At 70.5% G+C, this 22348-nt stretch carries 23 protein-coding genes; 18 read left to right on the top strand and 5 right to left on the bottom strand.

What is annotated here, in order from left to right:
• Positions 1-92: 92 nt before the first annotated feature.
• The 9 genes from J2751_RS10010 (at position 93) to J2751_RS09970 (ending at position 9449) form a co-directional block, all read left to right on the top strand.
• Entirely contained in the window at positions 93-1181 is a 1089-nt protein-coding gene (locus tag J2751_RS10010; RefSeq protein WP_209485684.1) for a nicotinate-nucleotide--dimethylbenzimidazole phosphoribosyltransferase, read from the top strand.
• Positions 1178-2521, top strand: a complete 1344-nt coding sequence (locus J2751_RS10005; protein WP_209485682.1) for a cobyrinic acid a,c-diamide synthase — start codon at positions 1178-1180, stop codon at positions 2519-2521. Before J2751_RS10010 ends, J2751_RS10005 begins: the two co-directional genes overlap by 4 nt.
• Before the next feature lie 107 nt (positions 2522-2628).
• Entirely contained in the window at positions 2629-3831 is a 1203-nt protein-coding gene (locus J2751_RS10000) for a CobD/CbiB family cobalamin biosynthesis protein (protein ID WP_209485707.1), read from the top strand.
• Positions 3828-4607, top strand: a complete 780-nt coding sequence (gene cobS / locus J2751_RS09995) for an adenosylcobinamide-GDP ribazoletransferase (RefSeq protein WP_209485680.1) — start codon at positions 3828-3830, stop codon at positions 4605-4607. Before J2751_RS10000 ends, cobS begins: the two co-directional genes overlap by 4 nt.
• Positions 4592-5254 carry an NTP transferase domain-containing protein gene (locus J2751_RS09990; RefSeq protein WP_245202714.1) on the top strand — a complete coding sequence of 221 codons (663 nt, stop codon included), beginning with the start codon at positions 4592-4594 and terminating at the stop codon, positions 5252-5254. The genes cobS and J2751_RS09990 overlap by 16 nt, the downstream gene beginning before the upstream one ends.
• Positions 5251-6342, top strand: a complete 1092-nt coding sequence (locus J2751_RS09985) for an aminotransferase class I/II-fold pyridoxal phosphate-dependent enzyme (RefSeq protein ID WP_209485678.1) — start codon at positions 5251-5253, stop codon at positions 6340-6342. The genes J2751_RS09990 and J2751_RS09985 overlap by 4 nt, the downstream gene beginning before the upstream one ends.
• Entirely contained in the window at positions 6335-7144 is an 810-nt protein-coding gene (locus J2751_RS09980; RefSeq protein ID WP_209485676.1) for an adenosylcobinamide amidohydrolase, read from the top strand. The genes J2751_RS09985 and J2751_RS09980 overlap by 8 nt, the downstream gene beginning before the upstream one ends.
• Complete coding sequence (locus tag J2751_RS09975) at positions 7141-7860, top strand: cob(I)yrinic acid a,c-diamide adenosyltransferase (RefSeq protein ID WP_209485674.1); 720 nt, start codon at positions 7141-7143, stop codon at positions 7858-7860. The genes J2751_RS09980 and J2751_RS09975 overlap by 4 nt, the downstream gene beginning before the upstream one ends.
• A 35-nt stretch (positions 7861-7895) precedes the next feature.
• A complete protein-coding gene (locus J2751_RS09970) occupies positions 7896-9449 on the top strand; it encodes a cobyric acid synthase (RefSeq protein WP_209485672.1) in 1554 nt (517 codons plus the stop codon).
• Between the two features lie 413 nt (positions 9450-9862).
• Here J2751_RS09970 and J2751_RS09965 read toward each other — a convergent pair whose 3' ends face one another.
• Both J2751_RS09965 and J2751_RS09960 read right to left on the bottom strand, forming a co-directional pair.
• Positions 9863-11011, bottom strand: coding sequence for a hypothetical protein (locus tag J2751_RS09965; RefSeq protein WP_209485670.1), 1149 nt, complete (start codon positions 11009-11011; stop codon positions 9863-9865).
• Between the two features lie 144 nt (positions 11012-11155).
• Positions 11156-12229 (bottom strand): asparaginase, encoded by a 1074-nt coding sequence (locus tag J2751_RS09960; protein WP_209485668.1) that lies wholly within the window; start codon positions 12227-12229, stop codon positions 11156-11158.
• A 99-nt stretch (positions 12230-12328) separates the two neighbouring features.
• Here J2751_RS09960 and J2751_RS09955 point away from each other — a divergent pair, with 99 nt between their 5' ends.
• Together J2751_RS09955 and J2751_RS09950 are read left to right on the top strand one after the other, a co-directional pair.
• Positions 12329-13987 carry a DUF255 domain-containing protein gene (locus J2751_RS09955; protein WP_209485666.1) on the top strand — a complete coding sequence of 553 codons (1659 nt, stop codon included), beginning with the start codon at positions 12329-12331 and terminating at the stop codon, positions 13985-13987.
• 134 nt (positions 13988-14121) lie between these two features.
• Positions 14122-14931 (top strand): TrmB family transcriptional regulator, encoded by an 810-nt coding sequence (locus J2751_RS09950; RefSeq protein ID WP_209485664.1) that lies wholly within the window; start codon positions 14122-14124, stop codon positions 14929-14931.
• A gap of 96 nt (positions 14932-15027) precedes the next feature.
• On the opposite strand, the gene J2751_RS09945 is transcribed toward J2751_RS09950, so the two are convergent.
• The 3 genes from J2751_RS09945 to J2751_RS09935 form a co-directional block, all read right to left on the bottom strand.
• On the bottom strand, positions 15028-15294 hold the full coding sequence (locus J2751_RS09945) for a hypothetical protein (protein ID WP_245202713.1): 267 nt from the start codon (positions 15292-15294) through the stop codon (positions 15028-15030).
• Positions 15295-15418: 124 nt separating this feature from the next.
• Entirely contained in the window at positions 15419-16345 is a 927-nt protein-coding gene (gene mptA, locus J2751_RS09940; protein WP_209485662.1) for a GTP cyclohydrolase MptA, read from the bottom strand.
• Between the two features lie 123 nt (positions 16346-16468).
• Entirely contained in the window at positions 16469-16846 is a 378-nt protein-coding gene (locus tag J2751_RS09935) for a hypothetical protein (protein ID WP_209485660.1), read from the bottom strand.
• Between the two features lie 126 nt (positions 16847-16972).
• Between J2751_RS09935 and J2751_RS09930 the strand changes: the two genes are divergently transcribed.
• The 7 genes from J2751_RS09930 (at position 16973) to J2751_RS09900 (ending at position 22329) form a co-directional block, all read left to right on the top strand.
• On the top strand, positions 16973-17263 hold the full coding sequence (locus J2751_RS09930) for a 50S ribosomal protein L21e (RefSeq protein WP_209485658.1): 291 nt from the start codon (positions 16973-16975) through the stop codon (positions 17261-17263).
• 1 nt (position 17264) lies between these two features.
• Complete coding sequence (locus J2751_RS09925) at positions 17265-17621, top strand: RNA polymerase Rpb4 family protein (protein ID WP_209485655.1); 357 nt, start codon at positions 17265-17267, stop codon at positions 17619-17621.
• A 91-nt stretch (positions 17622-17712) separates the two neighbouring features.
• The gene (locus tag J2751_RS09920) at positions 17713-18375 is read left to right on the top strand and encodes a DUF655 domain-containing protein (RefSeq protein WP_209485653.1); all 663 of its coding nucleotides are present in this window, start codon (positions 17713-17715) and stop codon (positions 18373-18375) included.
• 61 nt (positions 18376-18436) lie between these two features.
• Entirely contained in the window at positions 18437-19333 is an 897-nt protein-coding gene (locus tag J2751_RS09915; RefSeq protein ID WP_209485650.1) for a 16S ribosomal RNA methyltransferase A, read from the top strand.
• Between the two features lies 1 nt (position 19334).
• Positions 19335-20531, top strand: coding sequence for a mechanosensitive ion channel family protein (locus J2751_RS09910; protein ID WP_209485649.1), 1197 nt, complete (start codon positions 19335-19337; stop codon positions 20529-20531).
• Positions 20528-21766: a mechanosensitive ion channel family protein gene (locus J2751_RS09905; protein ID WP_321168696.1), complete on the top strand. Its 1239-nt coding sequence runs from the start codon at positions 20528-20530 to the stop codon at positions 21764-21766. The genes J2751_RS09910 and J2751_RS09905 overlap by 4 nt, the downstream gene beginning before the upstream one ends.
• Complete coding sequence (locus J2751_RS09900; protein WP_209485647.1) at positions 21763-22329, top strand: HemK2/MTQ2 family protein methyltransferase; 567 nt, start codon at positions 21763-21765, stop codon at positions 22327-22329. Before J2751_RS09905 ends, J2751_RS09900 begins: the two co-directional genes overlap by 4 nt.
• Positions 22330-22348: the final 19 nt, after the last annotated feature.

Raw genomic sequence — 22348 nt, 5'->3', positions numbered from 1 at the left:
AAGTCGGCTTGCGGTAATCCATCGCTAGTGGTAGTAATCGATCGAACGGTCGGCGGAGGGACGCGACCGAGGCGGCGAGCCGGGGGCCTCCCGTGAGCACGCCGACGCTCGTCGTCGTCGCGGGGACGACGGAGACGGCCGCGATCGACGGGATAAGCGCCGCCGGAGCCGACCCGACGCTCCGCCGGCACACGCCGAGTGCCGACCTCGACGTCGTCGCGGACGGCCGGCCGATCGCCGACTCGCCCGTGCCGGTCAGCCCGAGCGGCTGTCCGACCCCCGCCGTCGTCACGCGGGCGGTCCGGGAGTTGGTCGGGTTCGACCTCGTCGCCGTCGACGCGGGACTCGCGGTGCCGACCGGAACGGCGACCCGGGAGACGGGTGCGGAACCCGGGGGCGACGTTCGGGACGCGGAGCCCGTCCCGGACGCGGCCGCGGCGTTCGATCGGGGGCGTCGACTGGCGGATGCGCTCGCGAGCGGGGATGTCGCCGCGACCGACGGCGACGAGGACGCCGAGGCCCCGGACGAACTCCTCCTCGCGGAGACGATCCCGGGCGGTACGACGACCGCGCTCGGCGCGTTGTACGCGCTCGGCGAACGACCGAGCGTCTCCTCGTCGCTCGCGGCGAACCCCGTGGAGCGCAAACGTCGAGTCGTCGAGGAGGGACTCGCCGCCAGCGGCCTCGGGCCCGGCGACGCGGCGGGCGATCCCGTGGAGGCGGTCCGGCGGATGGGCGATCCGGTGTTGGCGGTCGCTGCCGGGTTCGTCGTCGGCACGGTCGAAGGCGGGGTCGACGTGACGCTCGCCGGCGGGACGCAGCTGGCCGCGGTCGCCGCGGTGGCGCGCCACGCCGGGGTCGACCGGCGGCTACCGCTCGCGACGACGAGCTTCGTCGCGGACGACCCGACCGCGAACGTGGCGGGGCTCGCGGGCGACCTCGATCTGACACTGACCGCGATGGATCCGGGATTCGACGGGAGCGATCATCCGGCGATGCGGGCGTACGCACGTGGCGAAGCGAAGGAGGGCGTCGGGATGGGCGGCGCGCTGGCGCTCGCCGATCGGGCGGGCGTGCCCGGGAGCGACCTCCGCGAACGGGTGGCGTCGATCACGGACCGGTTGCTCGCGACGCGGGAGTCGGCGAGGACGACCGGATCCGACGGGGATACCCGACGATGAAGGGGCTCGTGGTCGGCGGGACGAACTCCGGGGTGGGCAAGACGATCGCGACGCTCGCGACGATCCGCGCGCTCTCGGACGCTGGCCACGCGGTCCAGCCGGCGAAGTCCGGCCCCGACTTCATCGATCCGAGCCACCACGCCGCCGTCGCCGGACGCCCGTCCCGAACGCTCGATCTCTGGTTACAGGGTACGGACGGGCTCCGTCGGAACTACGCGCGCGGCGAGGGGGACGTCTGCGTCGTCGAGGGGGTCATGGGCCTGTACGACGGCGACGGGTCGAGCACGGCGATGGTCGCCGAGGCCCTCGATCTGCCGGTCGTGCTCGTCGTCGACGCGAGCGCCGGCATGGAGAGCGTCGCGGCGACCGCGCTCGGCTTCGAGCGGTTCACGACACATGCCGATCGCGATATCGAGGTCGCGGGCGTCATCGCCCAGCGGGCACACGGCGGCCGCCACGAGGCGGGGATCCGCGAGGCGCTCCCGGACGAACTGACGTACTTCGGCCGGATCGCCCCCGACGAGCGGCTGGAGATCCCCGAGCGACACCTCGGTCTCCGTTCCGGGGAGGAGGTGCCGATAGCGGACGCGGCGCTCGACGCGGCCGCCGCCGCACTCGACGCGGACCGGCTCGCGGCGGTCGCGCGAGAGCCAGCGCCGCCGGACCGGACGGGCCGGTCGGACCGGCGCTCCGAGGGAGGTTCGAACGCGACCCGAAACGGGGCGGACCGGCCCCGCGTCGCGGTGGCCCGCGACGAGGCGTTCCGGTTCATATATCCGGCGACGATCGAACGACTGCGCGAGCGGGCGACCGTCGTCACCTTCGCGCCGACCGCCGGCGACCCCCTCCCCGACTGCGATGGGGTGTACCTCCCGGGCGGCTATCCCGAACTCCACGCGGAGGCGCTCGCCGCGAGTCCCGGGCTCGACGACCTCGCCGCGGCGGCCGCGGACGGCGTCCCGATCCTCGGCGAGTGTGGCGGCTTCATGGCGCTCGCGTCGACGTTGACGACCGCCGAGGGCGACACGCACGACATGGCGGGGGTGCTCCCGGCCGACGTGCGGATGCACGACCGGTACCGGGCGCTCGACCACGTCGAGTTGCGGGCGAAACGGGACGGGCCGACCGCGACGGCGGGGGCGACGCTGCGCGGCCACGAGTTCCACTACTCGGCCGCGGACGTCGACGACGACGCCCGGTTCGTCTTCGACGTGGAGCGCGGCACGGGGATCGACGGCGACCACGACGGACTGATCGAACACCGAACGCTGGGGACGTACTGCCACGTCCACCCGGAAAGCGGAGCGTTCGACGCCTTCCGGGACGAGCTCCGATCGTGATCGGGAGCACGACCGCCTCGTCGCCCGCAGTCCCGCTCTCCGCAGTGACGCCCCCGCTCTCCGCAGTGACGCCCCCGCTCTCCGCAGTGACGCCCCCGCTCTCCGCAGTGACGCCCGCAGTCCCGCTCTCCGTAGTGACGCCCGCAGTCCCGCTCCTCGTGGCCCTCGGCGTCGCCGTCGCGGTCGACACGGCCGTCGGCGAGCCGCCGACGCGGTTCCATCCGGTCGCGTGGTTCGGCTCGGTCGTCGGCCGCGTCGACCGCGAGTGGTCGCGTCCACGGGTCGTTGGGGCCGCCGTCGCGATCGGTCTCCCGCTCGCCGCCGCGGTTGCTGCCGGCGTCGCGGTGGCGACGACCGCGACCGTCGCGGCGGCAGTCGTGGGCGGCGGTGCCGACCGGCTCCTCGGGACCGGCGGTGCCGGATGGCTTCCCGCGAGCGTCGTCGCCGGCGTGATCCTCTCCGTGACCGTGAGTCTCCGGATGCTGCTCGCCGTCACGGCCGAGGTCGTCGCCTCCACGGAGTCGGACCCCGAGACGGCCCGGGAGTCGATCCGTGCGCTCGTCGGCCGGGAGACGGCTGATCTCCCGCCGTCGGCCCTCCGGAGCGCCGCCGTCGAGAGCGCGGCCGAGAACCTCGCGGACGGGTTCGTCGCGCCCCTCGTCGGGTTCGTCGCCGGGGCCGCGATCGGAACCGCGCTCGTGTTCGGCGCGGGGGAAAGCGTCGCGATGGGCGGGAGCGGGGCAGCGGTCGGAGTCGCGCTCCCGCTCTCGGTCGGCGTCGCCGGCGCGGTCTGGGTGAAGGCCGTCAACACGCTCGACTCGATGCTGGGCTATCGGTCGAAGCCGGTCGGGGGGGCCAGCGCCCGCCTGGACGACGCGGTCATGTACGTCCCGGCCCGGCTGACGGCCGCGTGTCTCGCGCTCGCCGCGGGTCCCACCGGTTCCGTAGGAACGCTCCGGCTGGCGAGCCGATGGGTACGGGAACCGAGCTCTCCGAACTCCGGATGGCCGATGGCGACCGCCGCGGTCGCGCTCGGCGTTCGACTGGAGAAGCCCGGCCGATACGTGCTCAACCCGGCCGCGGAACCCCCAACGGAAGCGGGGGGCGAGCGTGCCGTTCGACTCGTCCGCCTCGCCGGCGGCGTCGCGGTCGCGGTGGCGGCCGTGACACTGGTGGCCGCGGTGGCGGCCGTGGCACTGGTAGCCGCGGTCGCGGAACTGGTAGCGGCGTCCGTGGTAGCCGGCTGGACGGTCGGATCGGCCGCGTCGCTCCTCCTCGCGCGCTCGACGCCGGGGGTGTTCGAACAGTGATCGCCGCACTCCGCGGGGCGCTCGGCTTCTTCACTCGGATCCCCGTCGGACGGGACGAAGCGGCGTGGGAGGCGTTCGCCCGCGCGCCGTGGACGTTCCCCGTCGTCGGCTACCTCGTCGGCGCGCTCGCCGCGGTCCCGCTTGTGGTCGCGGCGGTGGGTCCGGTGCCCGACGCGACCGTCGCGTTGGGGGTCGTGCTCGTGGTGTATGCTCTGACGGGGATCACCCATCTCGACGGCGTCGCGGACCTCGGCGACGCCGCGGTCGTCCACGGCGACGCGGACGACCGCCGGGAGGTCATGCGGGACTCATCGCTCGGCGTCGGCGGCACCCTCGCGCTCGTGTGCGTCGTCGCCGGACTGCTGACGGGGGCGCTCGGCGTCGCGGGAGTCGCGACCGCGACCGGGGACGGGGGCCTCCTCGCCGCGGTCGTGCTCGTCATCGCCGCCGAGGTCGGGGCTCGCGCGGCCACGGGAGTCGTCGTCTGCGCCGGGGACGCCGCCCACGCGGGGCTCGGCTCGACGCTCACCGCGGCGTCGACGCCGCGGGACGCGCTGCCGGTCGTCGCGGTGGCGCTCCCCGCGGTCGTCCTCGGATGGCCGCGTCCGGAACCGGCCGTCGTCGCCCTGCTCGCCGCCCTCGCGACGGCGGCCGCGCTCCAGCGGTGGGCGGCCCGGCGGCTGGGCGGCGTCTCCGGCGACGTGTTGGGCGCGACAACTGAGACCGCGCGGGTCGCCGCGCTACAGGCGGGGGTGATCGTATGGACGCTCTCGTGATGTGTGGCGGTCGCGGCACTCGTCTCGGGGGCGACACGGAGAAGCCGCTGACCACGGTCGACGGCCGTCCGATGGTCAACCGCGTCCTCAACGCGCTCGTCGGGAGCCGGGTCGGAACGATCCATCCGGTAGTCTCGCCGCACGCGACAGCGACGAGGGCTCACCTCGCCGAGCTCGCCGACGGGAGGTGGTCGGACGCGGGTTCGGACGCCGGTTTGGACGGCTCTATCGTCGACGCGCCCGGCGAGGGCTACGTCGCCGACCTCCGGTACGCCCTTGAGGCGCTCGGGCTCGACGGGTCGCGAGTCCTGACCGTCGCCGCCGACCTCCCGCTGCTCGACGGGGCGGCGGTCGATACCGTCCTCGACGCGGCGCGGGCCGCCGCGCCCGACTCGCTCACGGTCCGCGTTCCAGCCGAGCGAAAACGCGAACTCGGCGTCAGCGCCGATTCGACTCAGGAGATCGACGGCAGAGCGGTGGTTCCGGCCGGGATCAACGTCGTCTCCGGGGCGACCGACGACGAGGCCGTTCACCTCACGGACGACCGCCGGATCGCCGTTAACGTCAACTACGCGTCGGACGTGCGGATCGCCGAGGCGCTGCTCTCCGCGACCGGCGACGGAACCGGAGGGGGTCCGTCCGAATGAACGTCGACGACGCGATAGCCCTCGACCGCGCGCCCCACGGCAGTAGCGACGACGCCGATCTGCTCGACTTCTCGGCCAACACGAACCCGGTCGTGCCGGACGGGCTCGAAGCGGCGTATCGCGAGGCGTTTGCGGCGTCGCGGACGTATCCGGCGGACCCGCCGGAGCGGTTCCGTGAGGCGGCCGCCGACTACGTCGACTGCGAGCCCGAGAGCGTGGTCCCGACCCCGGGCGGACTCGCGGCGATCCGGTCGGCGATCGACCTCGCGATCGACCCCGGCGACGCCGCGCTCGTGCCGTTCCCGAGCTTCGGCGAGTACGCTCGGGAGGTACGTCTTCGGGGTGGAACACCCGACTTCGTGCCCGCCGACCGCGTGCTCGAATCGGATCCGGCCGACCACGCGGTGGCGATCGTCTGTCACCCGAACAACCCGACGGGGACCGCCTACGACCGGGGGACGCTGCTGCGGTTCGCGGAGCGATGTCGGGCGGCCGACACCCCGCTGCTCGTCGACGAGGCGTTCCTCGGGTTCACCGACCGGCGTTCGCTCGCGGGCACCGAGGGCGTCGTCGTCGCCCGATCGCTCACGAAGCTGTTCGGAACGCCCGGACTCCGCGCCGGCTTCGCGGTCGCAACCGGGCGGCTCGGGGCGGCGCTGGAGAGCGTCCGGCGACCCTGGAACGTGAGCGCCCCGGCGCTCGCGACGGGAACGTACTGTATGGACCGGTCGGGGTTCGTCGCGGACACCCGCGAACGGGTCCGAACCGAACGTGAACGGATGCGGGACGCACTCGACGAACGCTACGCCGTCCACCCGTCCGACGCCCCGTTCCTGCTCGTCGACGTTGGCGGTGAGCCGGCGACTGCGGCGGGCAGCGAGGACGGCCGGGCCGCGACGGCAAACGAGGACCGTCGAACCGCGGCCGATGTCGTCGCCGCCGCCCGCGACCGTGGCGTCGCGATCCGGGACGCGACCACGTTCCGCGGACTCGACCGACACGTTCGCGTCGCAGTACGACTGCCGGCGGAGAACGACCGGCTGCTCGCGGCGATGGGCGTCGGGGAGTCGGGGGTGAGAGATGAGTGAGACGCCGGCGGTCGCCTTCGAGGCGACCGTCCGCGACGAGGTCCTCCGGCTGGGGCGACCCGGAACCCGCTGGCTCTCGACGGGCTGGAACGGCGGTCGAACGCGGGGAGCCGTCGCGTACAACGTCTCCGTCCCGGAGGGGTTCGAACGCACGGATCTCGGGGCGTACCGCGAGGAACGGCTCGCTCGTGCGGGATTTCCGACGGTCGATCCCGACGGAGCGGATGCTCCCCCGACGCTCTTCACCGGCGTCTCCATGGCGCACGCCCGCGGTGCCCGCCACGGACCGGTCGTCGTCTACGCCACCGCCGGGCTCTCGAACCCGGCGATGTTGCCGATGGAGTCGACGCACACGGACGACGACCCGGCGGACGCCGCGGACGTGACTGATGCGACCGGCGTCGCGGACGCCGCGGACATCACGGATACCGAAGGAGACGCCCGCGACCCACACGGGACGGTCAACCTGGTCGTCGGCACGACGCGTCGGCTCGCCGACGGCGCGGCAGCCAACCTCGTCGCGGTCGCGGCAGAGGCGAAGGCGACGACGCTGCTGGCGACGGCGGGCGTCCCCGGCACGACGAGCGACGCGATCGTCGTCGGCGACGACCCCGACGGCGAGCCGGCGGCCTTCTCCGGGAGCGCCACGCCGGTCGGCGCGTCGACCCGGATCTGCGTCCGGGACGCGGTCCGAGCGAGTCTGCGGTCGCGGTACCCGGCCGACGAGTTTCCCGGACCGGCCGCCGAGGCCGAGCACGGCGCGGTCGCCGACGAGCGCGCGGAGGGTTTCGATCCACAATGACGAACGATACTGACACCGACGGAACGAACGATGGGGAATCGAACGAGAACGACACACGAGCGCGCACCCCCGGCGGTGGCACCGCCCCGGACGCGGCCCCGATCGACCCCGCCGCACCGGACGAGTTCGGCCTCGTACAGGCGTGGTGGGGCGACGGCAAGGGGAAGACGACGGCGGCGATGGGAATGGGGTTCCGCGCGGCCGGCCACGGCTACCGCGTCCACATGCTCCAGCTGATGAAGGGCGGCGCCGACAGCGTGGACGCGGTGCGCGGCGAGTACAACGCGATCGCCGCCATGCCCGGGTTCAGCTACGAGAACGCCGGCCACTACGGCTGGCACGGGCTCCTCGACGGCTCGGAGGACGACGAACACGCCGCAAAGGCGGCGGCAGCGTTCGAGCGCGCCGAGACGCTCGTCGAGGGCGCGAAACGCGCCGACCTGACCGAGCCGCTCCCGCTCGACGGCGACCCCGACGAGGGGGTCCATATGCTGATCCTCGACGAGCTGTTGTACGCCGCCGATCGGGGTCTCGTCGAGCCGGCGTCGGTCGTCGATCTCGCGGAGTCGAAGCCCGATGACCTCGAACTCGTCCTCACCGGGAGCCACGCCGAGCCGGCGTATCTGGAGGGCGTGGCCGACCTGATAACGAACGTCCGGAAAGTGACACACCCGTTCGACGCGGGCCACCGGGCTCGGCGGGGGACGGAGTACTGAGCGATGACCGCGGTTCGCCGACGGACGGCCCCGAAATGACCGAGACGATCCTGATCGCGGGGACCGCGAGCCACGTCGGCAAGAGCACGCTGGCCGCCGGGCTCTGCCGGCTCCTCGCGCGTCGCGGCGTCGACGTCGCGCCGTTCAAGGCACAGAACATGAGCAACAACGCCCGCGTGGCGCTCACGCCCGCCGGCAACTGGGGCGAGATCGGCGTCTCCCAACACGTACAGGCCCGCGCTGCCGGGACCCCGGCGACGACGGACATGAATCCCGTTCTACTCAAGCCACACGGCGACGGGGAGAGTCAACTGGTGATCGACGGCAAGGCGATCGGTCGTTTCGCCGCCGGCGACTACTACGAGCACCACTGGGAGCGCGCCCGGAGCGCGGCCCGCGACGCCCATCAACGCCTGACGGCCGACCACGACGTGGTCGTCGCGGAGGGGGCGGGCAGCATCGCCGAGATCAACCTCCACGACCGCGACCTCGCGAACGTCGAGTGCGCCCGCTTCGCGAACGCTCGGATCGCCATCGCGGTCGACATCGAGCGCGGCGGGGCGTTCGCGAGCCTCTACGGTACGCTCGAACTGCTCCCGGAGGACGTTCGCGACCGGGTCGTCGGCGCGGTGATCACGAAGTTCCGCGGCGACCCCTCGCTGCTGGAGCCGGGTATCGAGGAGATCGAGACACGGACCGGCGTGCCGATCCTCGGCGTCGTCCCCTACGACGACCCGGGGTTACCGGCCGAGGACAGTCTCTCGCTGCCGGACGCGGCCGAGGGGGACTCGTCTGCGGGTCCCGAGTCGGGCGTGCTCGGACGCGACGACGACGTCCCCGACGCCGAATCGGTCCGGATCGCGGTCCCGCGACTTCCCCGGATATCGAACTTCACCGACCTCGACCCGCTCGTCCGTGAACCCGGCGTTCGCGTCGCGTACGTTCCGCTCGACGGGAGCCTCGCGGACGCCGACGCGGTCGTGATCCCGGGATCGAAGAACACCGTCGACGACCTGCTCGCGATCCGCGAGGCCGGCTTCGACGAGGCGATCCGCGCGTTCGACGGCCCGGTCGTCGGGCTCTGTGGCGGCTATCAGATCCTCGGCGAGCGGATCACCGGGGCCGAGATCGAGGGGACGGGATCCGTCTCGACGGTCGAGGGCATGGGAGCGCTTCCCGTCGAGACGCGGTTCACGACCGACAAGCGCGTCGAGCGGGTGACTCGGTCCGTCGACGGTTCCGGCCCGATCGTCGGGGCGGCCGGCACCGCGACCGGCTACGAGATCCACATGGGGCGTACGTCCCCGTCGGAGCCGGTCGAGCAGCCGCTCGGGCCCGAGAGCGCAGCGACGGGTCGCGTCCTCGGCACGTACCTCCACGGGCTCTTCGAGAACCAGGGCGTCCGCGACGCGTTCGTGGAGGCGGCGTTCGCCGCGAGCGACGCGTCGCGACCGTCGAGCGGTCCCGACCGTGACTCGGACGACTCCTCCCCGATGGACGCGTCCGACGACACGCCGTACGACCGGGCGGCGGACCTCGTCGCCGACGCGGTGGATCTGGGACCGCTCGGCCTTGCCGGCCCCTTTTGAAGGGTGCGAGGGACGGGACCGATGTATGTCGGCCGACGGGCCGGCTCGACCGAGGCCCCGGAGAGGCACCGAACCACGACGGGGAGCCGATCCGGACGGACGCAGCACGAGCGAGAGCGGGAGCGAGTGGATCGGATCGACGGCACCGAGATCGTATTTAAAAGAGCGTGAGCGGTCGCGACGGTCGCTTATAACCGAACGGAGTCGTGCGGTCGCCGTCACCGGCGGTGGAGCCGCCGGTTGTTAGCGAGCGCTTCGCTCTCACCCTGCGCGCCTCCGAGCGCCTTTTTAAGAGCGCCAGGGGCAGGCGCGAGGTCACCGAGCGGCTCCGGCGACTGGGGCTGTGGCGGTCTCGACCGTTGACCCGCAGCCACCTCCTTATAAATGACTCCGACTCCGGCCGCCCGCGCCGGTCACCCGACGTAGTCGAAGGCGACCGCGAGGTCGTCGGCTCCCCAGAAGACGAAGCGGTAGCGGCCGGGTTCGAGGTCGGGACAGACTCGCAGGTGGTCCTCGTGGGGGCCGCCCTCGACCAGTCCCTCCTCGGTCATCGTGAACGACCACTCGACGGTCTCGGCGGGTCGCGTCGAGACGAGTTCGTCCGTGTACGCGAACCGCGAGGCGTCTTCGCCCCCGCGGACCTCGGTCCATCCCTCCTCCGTGTACGCTTCGAGGTTGTACTTCCCGTGGTTGCCGACGCCGATGTCGCGGGACGAGACGTTGGTCATCTCGACGCGGAACTCGTCGCCGCGTTCGAGCCGGAGCGCTTCCACCGGGTCGTCGCCGTCGTACGCGGGGTTCACGAGCCGCATTTCGAGTCCGTCCTCGTCGTCGACGCTTCCGGCGGAGCCCCAGTTCACGTCGTCGCCGGCGGACGAGTAATGCCGCTCGAACTCGTCGTCGGGACAGTCGAGCGCGGCGGGCACGCTCGCCGGATCCCCGTCGGGTCGCACGAAGCCGTCGAGCGACTCGGGGTCACGGATCCCCCCCTCGCCGGTGAGTTCGGCCGTTTCGTCCCAGCCATCGGTGACGGCGAGTCGGAGCCGATCCGGGGGCGACGCGGCCGTGACCCGGACCATCGCGCCGGAGTAGGTGACCGCCTCCCCGCAGGCGACGTCCTCGCCGTCGGCAGTGCTCGCGACCGTCGCGTCTCCGACGAGCGTTCCGTCCTCGACCGCGAGGTCCGCGAACTCGATCAGCGAGTCGCAGGTGGTCGGCCCGACCGACTCGACGTACGCGACGACGGACTCCTCGAACTCCGTCTCCTCCAGGAACGACTCCGTCTCGGCGTCGGCCTCGGCGAACAGCCAGCCCGCGTCGCTCGGATCGGTAACCAGCAGGCACACGCCGACCCGGTCGCTCCGTCGCCACGCGGGGCCGGAGAGCGCGCGCCCGACCTGGTGGACCGCTGTTTCGATCCCCTCACCGCCGGCATCGCCGTCACCGGTCCCGTCGTCGTCTCCGAGTCCGGTGTCGCCGTCGCCGACGCAACCGGAGAGCAGGGCGGTCGTCGCGGCGGCTCCGATCCCGTACAGCGTCTTGCGTCGGCCGAGTCGTTTCATACCCGTCGCTACGACCTGAATACGTAAGGGCTTCGTGTAAACTCAAACGGATTTCTGTCCTATCGTCGCTCGGGAACGCCGTCGTGAGCGTGGTCCCGACCCCCATCAGTCGTTCCGACCCACCTCGACCGGGGTAAGCCCTGCTCACGGTCGCTCGAACAGGCGGCGTATTCCCGCCTCGTCGAGGTCGGCCGCCAGTCCGAGGGCGAGCGCGACCCGCGCCTTCGCAGCCGGGAGGTCCCCGGCGAAAGTCACGCCGTGGCGTTCGAGCGTCACCGCGCCGCCCGGCGTTCCGTACACCGGTTCCGTCGGTCCGGCGGGGGGCCGACCGGCGACGACGACCGGAACCGAGCCGACCGCCTCCCGGATCGTGTCGCCGAGCGCGGCCGTGACGTTGCCGAGCCCGGTCCCCTCGACCACGAGTCCGCCCACGCCCGCGTCCAGAGCGCGTTCGATGGACCCCGCGCCCGCGCCGGTTCCAGAATGGATTACCGGCACCTCGGGGACGCGCTTCGCGGCCGTTCCGGGGTCGACGCCCGCGAGCGGTCCCTTGGATCCGGCAAGTGGGTCGGCGGCAACCCCGCGACGCGGCTCCCGCAGGATCCGCGAGCCCCCGCGGGTGAACGTTGCGACCGGGGCGCTTCCCGGCGAGGTCATCGTCGAGAGCGCGTTGCTGTGGCCCTTGATCACGTCGCGGGCGGCATGGAGCTCGTCGTCGAACGCGACGTGGACGCCGTCAGCGAACCGTGGGTCCGCGGCCGCGCGGACCGCGAGCGTCAGGTTGGCAGGGGCGTCACTCGACGGCTCGTCCAGTCGGCGCTGTGCGCCCGTCACGATCACCGGAACCGGGAGGTCGGTGAGGACGTCGAGCGCGTAGGCGGTGTCCGCGAGCGTGTCCGTTCCGTGAGTGACCACGATACCGTCGGCGCCCGTCTCGTCGACGCCATCTGCGGCCGTCCCGTCGACTCCGTCAGCCGCGTCCCGAACTGCGGCCGCGGTCGCGAACAGGTCGCGCCAGCGCACGTCGAGCCCCGGCCGGGCACAGACCTCCCGCGCGGAGACGCTCGCGTGGTCCTCGACGCTCGGCACGGCCGCGACGAGATCGTCGCCGGTCTTCGCGGGCGCGGCCCCGTCAGCGTCGGGCTCGGAGGCGATGGTTCCGCCGCAGGCGACGACACGTACGTGGGGGATCGCGTTCCCGGATTCCGGAGCGTCCATGCCGTTCGATGAACGATCCGGACCGAAACGGCTTCGGTTCGCTCCCGGCTCCGCTCCCCGTCTCGAAGCGCTTACCCGCCCGCCGGGCCGACGACCGGTATGACCGACGGGACTCGCGTCGAGTGGCGCGACTGGGGCCGGGAGTCGTTCGCCGAGGCCGACGACCGGGACTGCCCGGTGTTGCTCTCGCTGTCCGCCACCTGGTGTGAGGGCTGTCACGAGATGGACGCGACCACCTACGCGGAGCCGCGGGTGGCCGCCAACGTGAACGAGTGGTTCGTCCCGGTCCGCGTCGACGTCGACCGACATCCTCGCGTCCGCGAGCGATACAACATGGGCGGCTTCCCGACCACCGCCTTCCTCACACCGGGGGGAACGCTTCTCACGGGGGCTGGCTACCTCGGCGTCGACGGGATGCGTCAGGTGCTCGAGTCCGTCCGGACGATGTGGGTCGAGGACGGGCGGTCCGGGGGCCGGGTCCCTCGCGCGCTGAACGGCGACCGACCGCCGGCCGGCGAGCTCTCGGAGGTGATCGAGAGCCACCTCGCCGGGCAGGTGGAGCGGAAGTACGACGCCGAACACGCCGGCTGGGGATCGGACGCGAAGTTCCCGCTCCCGCGAACCGTCGAGTTCGCGCTGAAACGCGACCGCGACCGCGCGTTGCGCACCCTCGACGCGGTCCACGATCACCTCGCGGACGACGTCGCGGGCGGCTTCTTCCGGTTCGCCGGCTCGCGCGACTGGGGGGACGTTGCCTACGAAAAACCCGCTGACACCAACGCCGCGGTGGCCCGGGCGTTCGCGAACGCCTACCTCTACACGGGCGACGAGGCGTATCGGACGCCCGCCGTCGACGCGGTGGAGTTCCTGACCGACGACCTCTGGACCGGCTACGGCGTCGGCGGGAGTCTGGGTCCGGGACTCGGCCGCGCCTACTACGCCGCGCCGGCCGAGGACCGCGCCGAGCTCGACTCGCCGCGTCGTGATCTCACGGTCTTCGCGGGCGCGAACGCGCTCGCGGCCGACGCGTTGCTCGCCGTCGCCGCCTACACCGACGACGAGCGCGCCCGCGAGTACGGCGACCGGATCCTCGACGGACTCGAACGCGACCTGATCGACGCGGACACCGGCGAGGTGGTCCACTACCGCGCGAACAACGAGGTCGGGGAGGCGGACCTGCTCGAAGACGTCTCACGCGTCGTCGCCGCGTACGTCCGGGGGGCGGGCGTGCTCGGCGAAGGGGCGACCGTCGCCCGTGCGGTCGCGGACCGGGCGATCGAGACCCTCCACGTCGACGGCTCGTTCGTGGACGGTCCCCGTTCGGGACCGGCGCTGCTCGACCGGTCGTTCCGGCCGCTCGACGGCAACGTGGCGCTTTCGTCCGCGCTCGTCGACCTGGCGGCGCTCACCGGGGATGAGCGGTATCGCGAGGTCGCCCGCGAGACCGCGGAATCGTTCGCGGGTGCGACCGAGCGACTCGGGGTTCAGGTCGCGGAGTACGGGAGCCTCGTCGGGCGGTTGCTCCGCGGGACGACCGTTATCGTGGTCGGGACGGAGCCCGGCAGCGACCTCCACCGCGCGGCGTGGCGGGTCGCCGACCACGAGAAAGTGGTCGCCCCGAACGCACACCGGGCGGACGCGCCGGCTCCCCGAGTCGTCCCAGAGGGTTCGGCGGTCGTCCTCGTCGACGGGGTCGCCTCCGAACCTGCGACAACGCCGGACGAGTTGATGACGCGCGTCGCCGAGACGATCGACTGATCCCGACTCGCCTCGTCCGACGGACGTTTCCGACCATATCGCTCCGGTTTCGGGTCTCTTCTTTGTCCGTATCGTCGGGACGAACTCGCGTAAACGTCCGACGCGTTTATATCGTGTCCGATGGATCGTCCGGTATGGCATCCCTTCGTGACCTCGGGCTCTCCGAGTACGAGGCCCGAGCGTATCGCGCGCTGTTGCGGACCGGTCCGACGACGGCGAAGGACCTCTCGCGGGCCAGCGAGGTCCCGATGGGGCGGATCTACGACGTGCTCAACAGTCTGGAGCAACACGACCTCGTTCGGAGTCAGGCCGCCAGCCGGCCGAAGAAGTACGCCGCGGTCGAGCCCGACGCCGCGCTCGACCGCCTCTTAGAGGAGAAACAGCGGGAGCTCGAGGAACGGGCGGAGCAGTACGGGGAGGTCGTCGACGAGCTGTCGACCGAGCTCGACGCCGGGGAACCGGTCGACGGACAGTTCTGGACGGCGGCCGTCGGCGGCGAGGACGCGACCGACCTCCTCTTGGAACGGATCGCGGCCGCCGAACGCCGAATGGTCGTCGTCGCCGGCGCGCCCGCGACCGGGTTCGACCTCGGAACGATCGGCGAACAGGTGACCGAAGAGTTGGAGGCGGCGCTCGACCGCGGCGTCGAGGTCCGCGTGTTGCTCTCGCCCGAAACCGTCGACGCGCTTCCACGAAGCGTCGGCCGCCGGTACACGTCGGAACTGGCCGAGGTGGACGGGTTCGAGGTCCGGACATCACCCGGCGTCGACGGGACGTTCAACGTGTTCGACGAGATAGAGGTGTGTATCGAGGTGCCACACCCGCTGTCGGCGGACGAGCCGTTCGCGATGATCGATGTGAAAGACGTGGAGTTCGCGACGAGCGTGAAAGAGCAGTTCGAGCCGCGCTGGGCGGAAGCAGAGCCGCTGACGTTCGGGCAGTGACGGCCGGATCGACCGCTATCTCCTCGTTCCGACACCGCTCGCATCGTTGCGGTATCTCCCCGAAATATACAAAAAGGGCATATGGCCTGTCTCGTGTTACTGATTCCGAGCTATCTGGCCAGTTTCGTGGCCGATGGCCCAACAAAGGCCGCCGACGGCGAGGACTCCGACGGTCCCCCACGTCGACTCGATGAGGAACTGCGCAACGAGAAGCGCCGCGCCTATCGAGACGCTGACGTACACGCCCTCCGGAATCGAAACCGGGAGGCGATTCCGTGACTGAAGAGCCACAGCCACGAACGTCAGCGCCAGGGCCACTATCCCCGCCAGTGGGAGTGTACCAAGGCTGGTCGTTATTGCCATAGTTTCAGATAATCACGTCATCGGAAATATATTCGGGGTGAGTGTCGTACGGTAGTGTGACATCGACGAGTTCGTCGTACGAGGGATCCGGACTATAAGACGCTCACCAACCGCGTTTACACGCTTACCGACGCAGTTCGTCCCGCAGGTCACCCATCCGAACCTCGCGTTCGGCGTGGGCGTTGTGCTGGTGGATCGACTCGTCGTTCGACTGTTTCATGTGGATCACGGCGTCGTCCGGGAGGTGGTCGAACTCCTCGACGGTCCCCTCGGCAAGTGCGCGGACACAGTCCTCGACGAACTTCGCGTCGGCGTGGGCCTCGTAGGTCATGTGGTCCTCGTCGGGGCGCTTTGCCATGTTATAAATGCGCGCGCTCATCGAGTCGCGGGCGACATCGATTACGTCACGAAGGTCGACCGCCGGACTGTCGTCGGTCGTGATCGTCAGGGTCGCGTGGCCGCGCTGGGAGTGACCCGGCTGCGGAACCGCATCGAGGAACTCCTCTGTCGTCTCTTCGTCGATTCCGAGTTCGTGAAGCTTGTCACGGGCGCGAGACTCCGACATTCCCTGTGAGCAGGGACACACCGTCATGCCAGTGACTTCTGCGCCAATCTCCGCGCGAGTCCCCTCGTCGGTTGCGGTCGCGCTGGCGACGATGGTCGCCGTGCTCTGTGTTTCGAGTCCGGAGGCCGGCGTCTCCTCGCGGGTGACTAGCTCCGCCGACATCGACACCTCGGCGGTGGTGGTGTAGTCGTGTTTCTCCAGAAGACGCTCGGCGGCGTCTCCACAGACGTCTTCGACGCGGTACGCTTCCTCACGAGTGATCTCCTCTAATATCTCGTCTATCGTCGCGAGGTTGCGAGACATGTCGATTCCCTTCCGTCCGCTCGGGAGGTCGACGAACACCTCGAACTCGGCCATCAACACGATCGGTCGGTCGTCGCCACGGGCGAGTTTGACGAGTTTCTCCACGCCGGTGACGCCGACCTGCGAGAGGCCGACGGTGACGTCAGGAGCGGTCGCCTGTACGTCCGGCAGCTGGTGACTCATTTCGAACACGTTAGGGGAGGCGGTAGATTAGTGCTTTCGATAGGGGTACTCGACTCTGGGACCGGCGGCGATCCCCGCGACCGGCGTCCGTCGCCTCCGCAGTCACTCCTCTCGCCTCCGCAGTCACTCCTCGTCGCCTCCGACGGATCGTTCGGCCTTCAACTGCCTGACCTCCCGCTCCACATCGAGGTCGTCGAGATCGTCGAGCCGAACGGTCAGCGTCTCGTCGTCGCTCGGGGTCGCAGCTTCCGCGTCGTTGCCGGTCGACGAGGTCGAGGAGTCCGGCTCGGACGCGGTCCCGTCGGTCTGACCTCCGGAGACTCGCGTGTCGACCCGCCGGACCAGTACGTAGGTCGTGGCCGCGGTACCGGCGGCTACGGCTCCATAGGCGGCCAACAGCGCCTCGGCACCGAACCGAGCCTCCAACACTGGTCCCGCGAGCCACGCGAACACACAGACGCCGACGAGGAACGCTGTGGCGACGGGGACGGCTCTGCTCATGTGGTCCCCTTCGGCGTCATCCGACAAAGCCCTTCGCTCGCCGGGCGTTCGCGGCCCCGAAGCCGTGCTCGGCGGGACGTAACGCACCATTTATAACCGCGGCAGCGGAACCGTATCCCAACGACCATGCCGAGTTCCAATGGACCCCAGAAGGCGACCCGAGACAAGCTGTCGAACAAACCGAGAAACCGCGGTACGTCGCCGCCGCAGCGAGCGATCCAAGAGTTCGATGAGGGATCGCAGGTTCACCTCAAGATCGACCCGAGCGTTCAGAAGGGTCGCTTCCACCCCCGTTTCGACGGCCGGACCGGCACCGTGACCGGCAAGCAGGGCGCGGCGTTCACGGTCGAGATCACGGACGGCGGCAAGACGAAGACGCTGATCGTCAGTGCCGCCCACATGAGCCGTCAGAACTGAGATGACGATATTCAAGGAGAAGATCAGCGAGGAGTACGTCACGACCTCCGAGGCGAAGGAGATCCTCGCCGATATCGAGGCCGACCGTGCCGACGACGAGGAGCGCGAACTGCGGTACGAGCTGGCGCGAGCGATCGAGCACGCGAATCGGTTCGCGTTTCTCGACGCCGAGGAGTCCAGAGAGCTCGTCGAGGAACTCGCCGACCTCGATCCGATCGACGTTCCGACCGCGATCAAGATCGCGGACCTGCTCCCCGAGGATCGAACGGAGCTCCGATCGGTGTTCGCCCAGGAGCGCTACTCGCTCGACGGCGACGAGCTCGACGACGTGTTGAACGTCGTCGCGAAGTACGCTTAACACCGGTTCGCCGTCTCGCGCCTCGTCTCTCCCGTCGACGCTTCCCGTCACCGACGGAGGTTTTTTGTCCGTTCGAGCGCTACCGTGTAGCATGACCCAAGACGACCCTGCCGCGTCCGAGGGTGCCGGTGCGAGCGCCGAGAACGGGCCGGAGAACGTGCCTGCGGGTTCGGGTGACGAGGCCGGGTCCAGTGGGCCGACCGACGGGTCGGCCGGTACGGTCGCGGTCCTCCTCGACGTGCTTCCCAACGGTCGCCCGGACGACGACCGTCCGGCCTACCAGAAGTCGCCGATCGCCTACGGTCTCGGCGCGCCGTCGTTCCGGCTGTACGAGGTCACGCTCGACGACGACGCCGACGTCTCCGTCACCGATCGGGTCCGGCTCGACGGGACCGCGGTGTCTCGGTACCGAGCGGTCGAGTTCGACGACCTCACCCGCAACGCGGCCGCCGAGATCGAGTACGCGGTTGAGGCGATCGTCGACGCCGACGAGCAACGGTTCGTCGACTTCTACAACGAGGCCGGCCCCATCACCCTCCGGCTCCACCAGCTCAACCTCCTGCCCGGCGTGGGCAAGAAGCTGCGAAACAACGTCCTCGACGAGCGGAAACGCGGTCCGTTCGAGACGTTCGAGGAGATCTCGGATCGGGTGTCCGGACTCCATAGACCCCGCGAGGTCGTCGTCGAACGGATCGTCGAGGAGATCCGGGCGGACGACCTCAAATACCGGCGGTTCGTGAACCGCGAGGAGTAGCCGGCCGATCTCGCTGACGGCGAAACGGGACTTTTACCCCCGGCGACCGTCTACCGCGTCCATGACCGATCGATCGATGGATCCGGGAGCGGCGTACGGGACGCGCGATCCCGACGCGCTCGCGCGGCGAGCCGGTACCCGTGCGGACCCGGACCACGATCAACACTTCCTCGTCGACGACCGGGTTCTCGACCGGTTGCCGACGTACCTCCCCGACGACGCCGACGCGAGCCACGTCCTGGAGATCGGAGGCGGGGCGGGGGCGCTCACCGACCGGCTCCTCGCGCTCGTCGACGCCGAAGGGCAGGATTCCGGCCGCCTCACCACTGTCGAGCGCGACCCCGAGTTCGCCGCCTTCCTCCGCGAGGAGTTCGCCGACGCCGTCGACTCCGGCGTTTTCGACGTGATCGAGGGCGACGCGCTCGACGTGGCGTATCCTCCGTTCACTGCCTGTATCGCCAACCTCCCCTACGGCGTCTCCTCGGAGATAGCCTTTCGGCTGCTGCCCGAACGGAAGCCCCTCGTCCTCACCTTTCAGGCCGAGTTCGCCGACCGAATGGTCGCCTCCGCCGGAGAGTCCGAGTACGGTCGTCTCTCCGTCTCCGCACAGCACTACGCCGCGGTCGAGATCGTCGAGCGGATCCCGAAGGAGGCGTTCGATCCGCAGCCGGCCGTCGAGAGCGCGGTCGTCCGGTGTACGCCGCGGGACCCCGACTACGCCGTCGGCGACGAGGCCTTTTTCCTCCGGTTCGTCAAGGCGCTGTTCACCCAGCGACGCAAGACGGCCCGAAACGCGGTCCGCAACACCGGTCACATCTCCGGGCTGGACGACCCCGACGCCGTCGTCGAGGCGGCCGACGCGGACCTGATGAGCCGTCGGCCCGGGACGCTGGAACCGTCCGCGTTCGCCGCGCTCGCCGAACTCGCTCGGGAACACGGGAACCCGACGGAGGTCTGAGATGAACGGGGTCGGCGTCGTGACGGCGATCGGTTCCCTCCCGGACGTCGAGCGGCTGGTGACAGCGAACGTCTGGCGGCTCGCCGTCTCGGCCGCCATCGTCGGCGTCGTGCTCGGCGTCCGGTATCTGACCGGTCGAGTCAAACGTCGGAACGGCGAGTTGACGTCGAAACAACGCCTGCTGCTCTCGACGACCGTGGCGGGAACCACCGCGGCCGGCGTGTTGGGGCTGCTGGTCGTCTGGGAACGGAGCGGCGCGATCGTGGACGCGTACGAGGCCGCACTGATCGCCGATCACCTCTCGAACATCGTCCTCGCGGTGGTGTTGCTGGCGAGCGCCTACGCGGTGACCGACTTCCTCGGCGGCGTGATCCGCGAACTCGCCGTCGAGAGCACGGCGATCTCCGAACATCAGGAGGAGATGCTGCTTCGGATCGTCCAACTCAGCGTCTACACGCTGGTCGCGCTGGTGACGATCGGCCTGTTCACCGACAACGTCGGCAGCCTCCTCGTCGGTGCCGGGTTCCTCGGGATCGTCGTCGGGATGGCGGCGAGACAGACGCTCGGTGCCGTGCTCGCCGGGTTCGTGTTGATGTTCTCGCGACCCTTCGAGGTCGGCGACTGGGTAGAGATCGGCGACCACGAGGGGACAGTCACGGAGATATCGATCATCAACACGCGGCTCCGGTCGTTCGACGGCGAGGTCGTGACGGTGCCCAACGACCGGGTGCGGTCCGAGACGGTCGTCGACCGGTCCCGTCGGAACCGGCTCCGGATCGGGATCGAGGTCGGCGTCGACTACGATACCGACGTCGAGCGGGCGGCCGCCGTGATCGAGTCGACGGTCTCCGATGTCGACGGGATCGCTCGAATGCCGGAACCCGACGTGGTAACGAAGCGGTTCGCGGACTCCGCGGTCGTCCTCGGGGTTCGCTACTGGATCACGAAACCGAGCATGCGGAAGCAATGGCGCACGCGGACCGCCGCGATGAACGCGATCAAAGCCGATCTGGAGGCCGCTGGGATAACCATCCCCTTCCCGCAACAGACGCTGTCCGCCCGGAAGGAGGAGTTCGGCGTTCAACTCGACTCGCGTGTCGGCCGCGACCCCGATTCCGGTACGTCGAACGCGGGAGGTTCGGGCGGGACGGGTGCCTCGAACGCGTCGGGGACCTCGGACGCGGAGGGGTCGAAGTGACCTCGGCGTCCGCGCTCGGGGCCGTCCACTCGGGGCTGCTCCCGGGATCGTTTCCGTCGGCGGTCGTCGGGACGACGGAGACGCAGCTGTCGTGGTACTGGCAATGGGCCCTTCGGATCCAGCGATGGATAGACACCACGGGGGGACAGTATCTCGCGACGCTGGCGACGATCGGGGCGTTCGCGGCGATCGTGTTCGTCGTGTTCGGTGCGGGTCGGCCCCTCCGGGAGCGGTTCGGCTCCGACACGGTCCGGGCGGCACAGTGGTCGCTGGTGACCGTCGTCTCCGTGGTGTTCAGCGCGTTCCTCGTCGCCGTGTGGCGGCTGACGGGGGAGGTCGAGGCGGCGCTCGAGTCCGTCGCCGTTGGTCCGGAGGCGGCGATCCGCGCGCTCGTGACGCTCATCGCGGTCGTGGCCGCCTACTCGGTCACCCGACTGACGAAGCGGTCGGTGAAACGCGCGGTCGCTCGGGGGAGCGTCTCGGAACACCAGCGGGAGGTCGCCCATCACCTCGTACAGGTCATCGTGTTCGTTCCGGTCGCCGGGTTCGTGGTCGCGTTGTGGGGGATCCCGGTGCGAAGCCTGTTTCTCGGGGCGGGGGCGCTCGGGATCGTGGTCGGGTTCGCGGCCCGACAGACGCTCTCCGGCGCGCTCTCGGGATTCGTGATCCTGTTCGCGCGCCCGTTCAAGGTGGGCGACTGGGTACAGGTCGGGAGCCGTGAGGGGATCGTGACGGACATCACGCTGTACAACACCCAGCTCCGGACGTTCGACGAGGAGCACGTCCTCGTTCCGAACGACCAAGTGACCGGCGACGAGGTCGTGAACTACACAAACACCGATCGGCTCCGACTCACGACGGACGTCGGCGTCGACTACGACTGCGACGTGGCGCGGGCGGCAGCCGTCGCGACGCGGACGATGGAGGGGATCGACGCGGTCGCGGACACGCCGGACCCCGACGTGGTTCGCCACGCGTTCGGCGACTCCGCGGTCGTGATCCGGCTTCGCTACTGGATCGAACCGGCGACCATCCAAGGGAAGTGGCGGGCGCAGAACGCGGTGATAGAGGAGGTCAAAGAGACGTTCGAGCGTGAGGGGATCGATATCCCGTTCCCGCAGCGATCGGTGTCGGCTCGGCTCGACGGAGTCGAGGGATCCGCGGCGACGGTCGGTGCCGACGCCGCCGGAAGCGACACGGAAGACGCGGGTAGTGGCGACGGGGCGGAACGATGACCGGGCTCGACCGCGGCGGACCGGACGTGTACCGCCCGGCCGAGGACTCCGGACTCCTCGCGGAGGCGGCGGTCGAGACGGCTCACGGCCGGGTTCTGGAGGTCGGCACCGGATCCGGATGGGTCGCGGAGCGGATCGCCGAGGAGCGCGGACTCCGCGTCATCGGCAGCGACCGGAACCCACACGCGGCCGCGGAGGCCCGCGAGCGGGGAATCGAGGGAGTCGTCGCCGATCTGCTCGATCCCTTCCGCGGCGGCGCGTTCGACACGGTGTGTTTCAACCCGCCGTACCTGCCGACCGATCCGGACAACGAGTGGGACGACTGGATGGAGCACGCGCTCTCGGGCGGCGAGTCCGGTCGCGAACTCATCGCGCCCTTCCTCGTCGACGTCGGCCGAGTGCTCGCACCCGGCGGCACCGTTCTGCTCCTCGTCTCCTCGCTGACGGGGTACGAGGAGGTGCTGGCGCTCATCGCGGATGCGGGGTTCTCCCACGAGGTGGTCGTCGAGGAGTCGTTCCCGTTCGAGACGCTCACCGTCCTCCGACTCGAACGGGAAGGGTGATCGAAGCGTCGGACTGCGA

It is taken from the genome of Halorubrum alkaliphilum (assembly GCF_017873815.1).
Taxonomy (GTDB): Archaea; Halobacteriota; Halobacteria; order Halobacteriales; family Haloferacaceae; genus Halorubrum; species Halorubrum alkaliphilum.
This window is presented reverse-complemented; position numbering and strand designations above follow the sequence as displayed.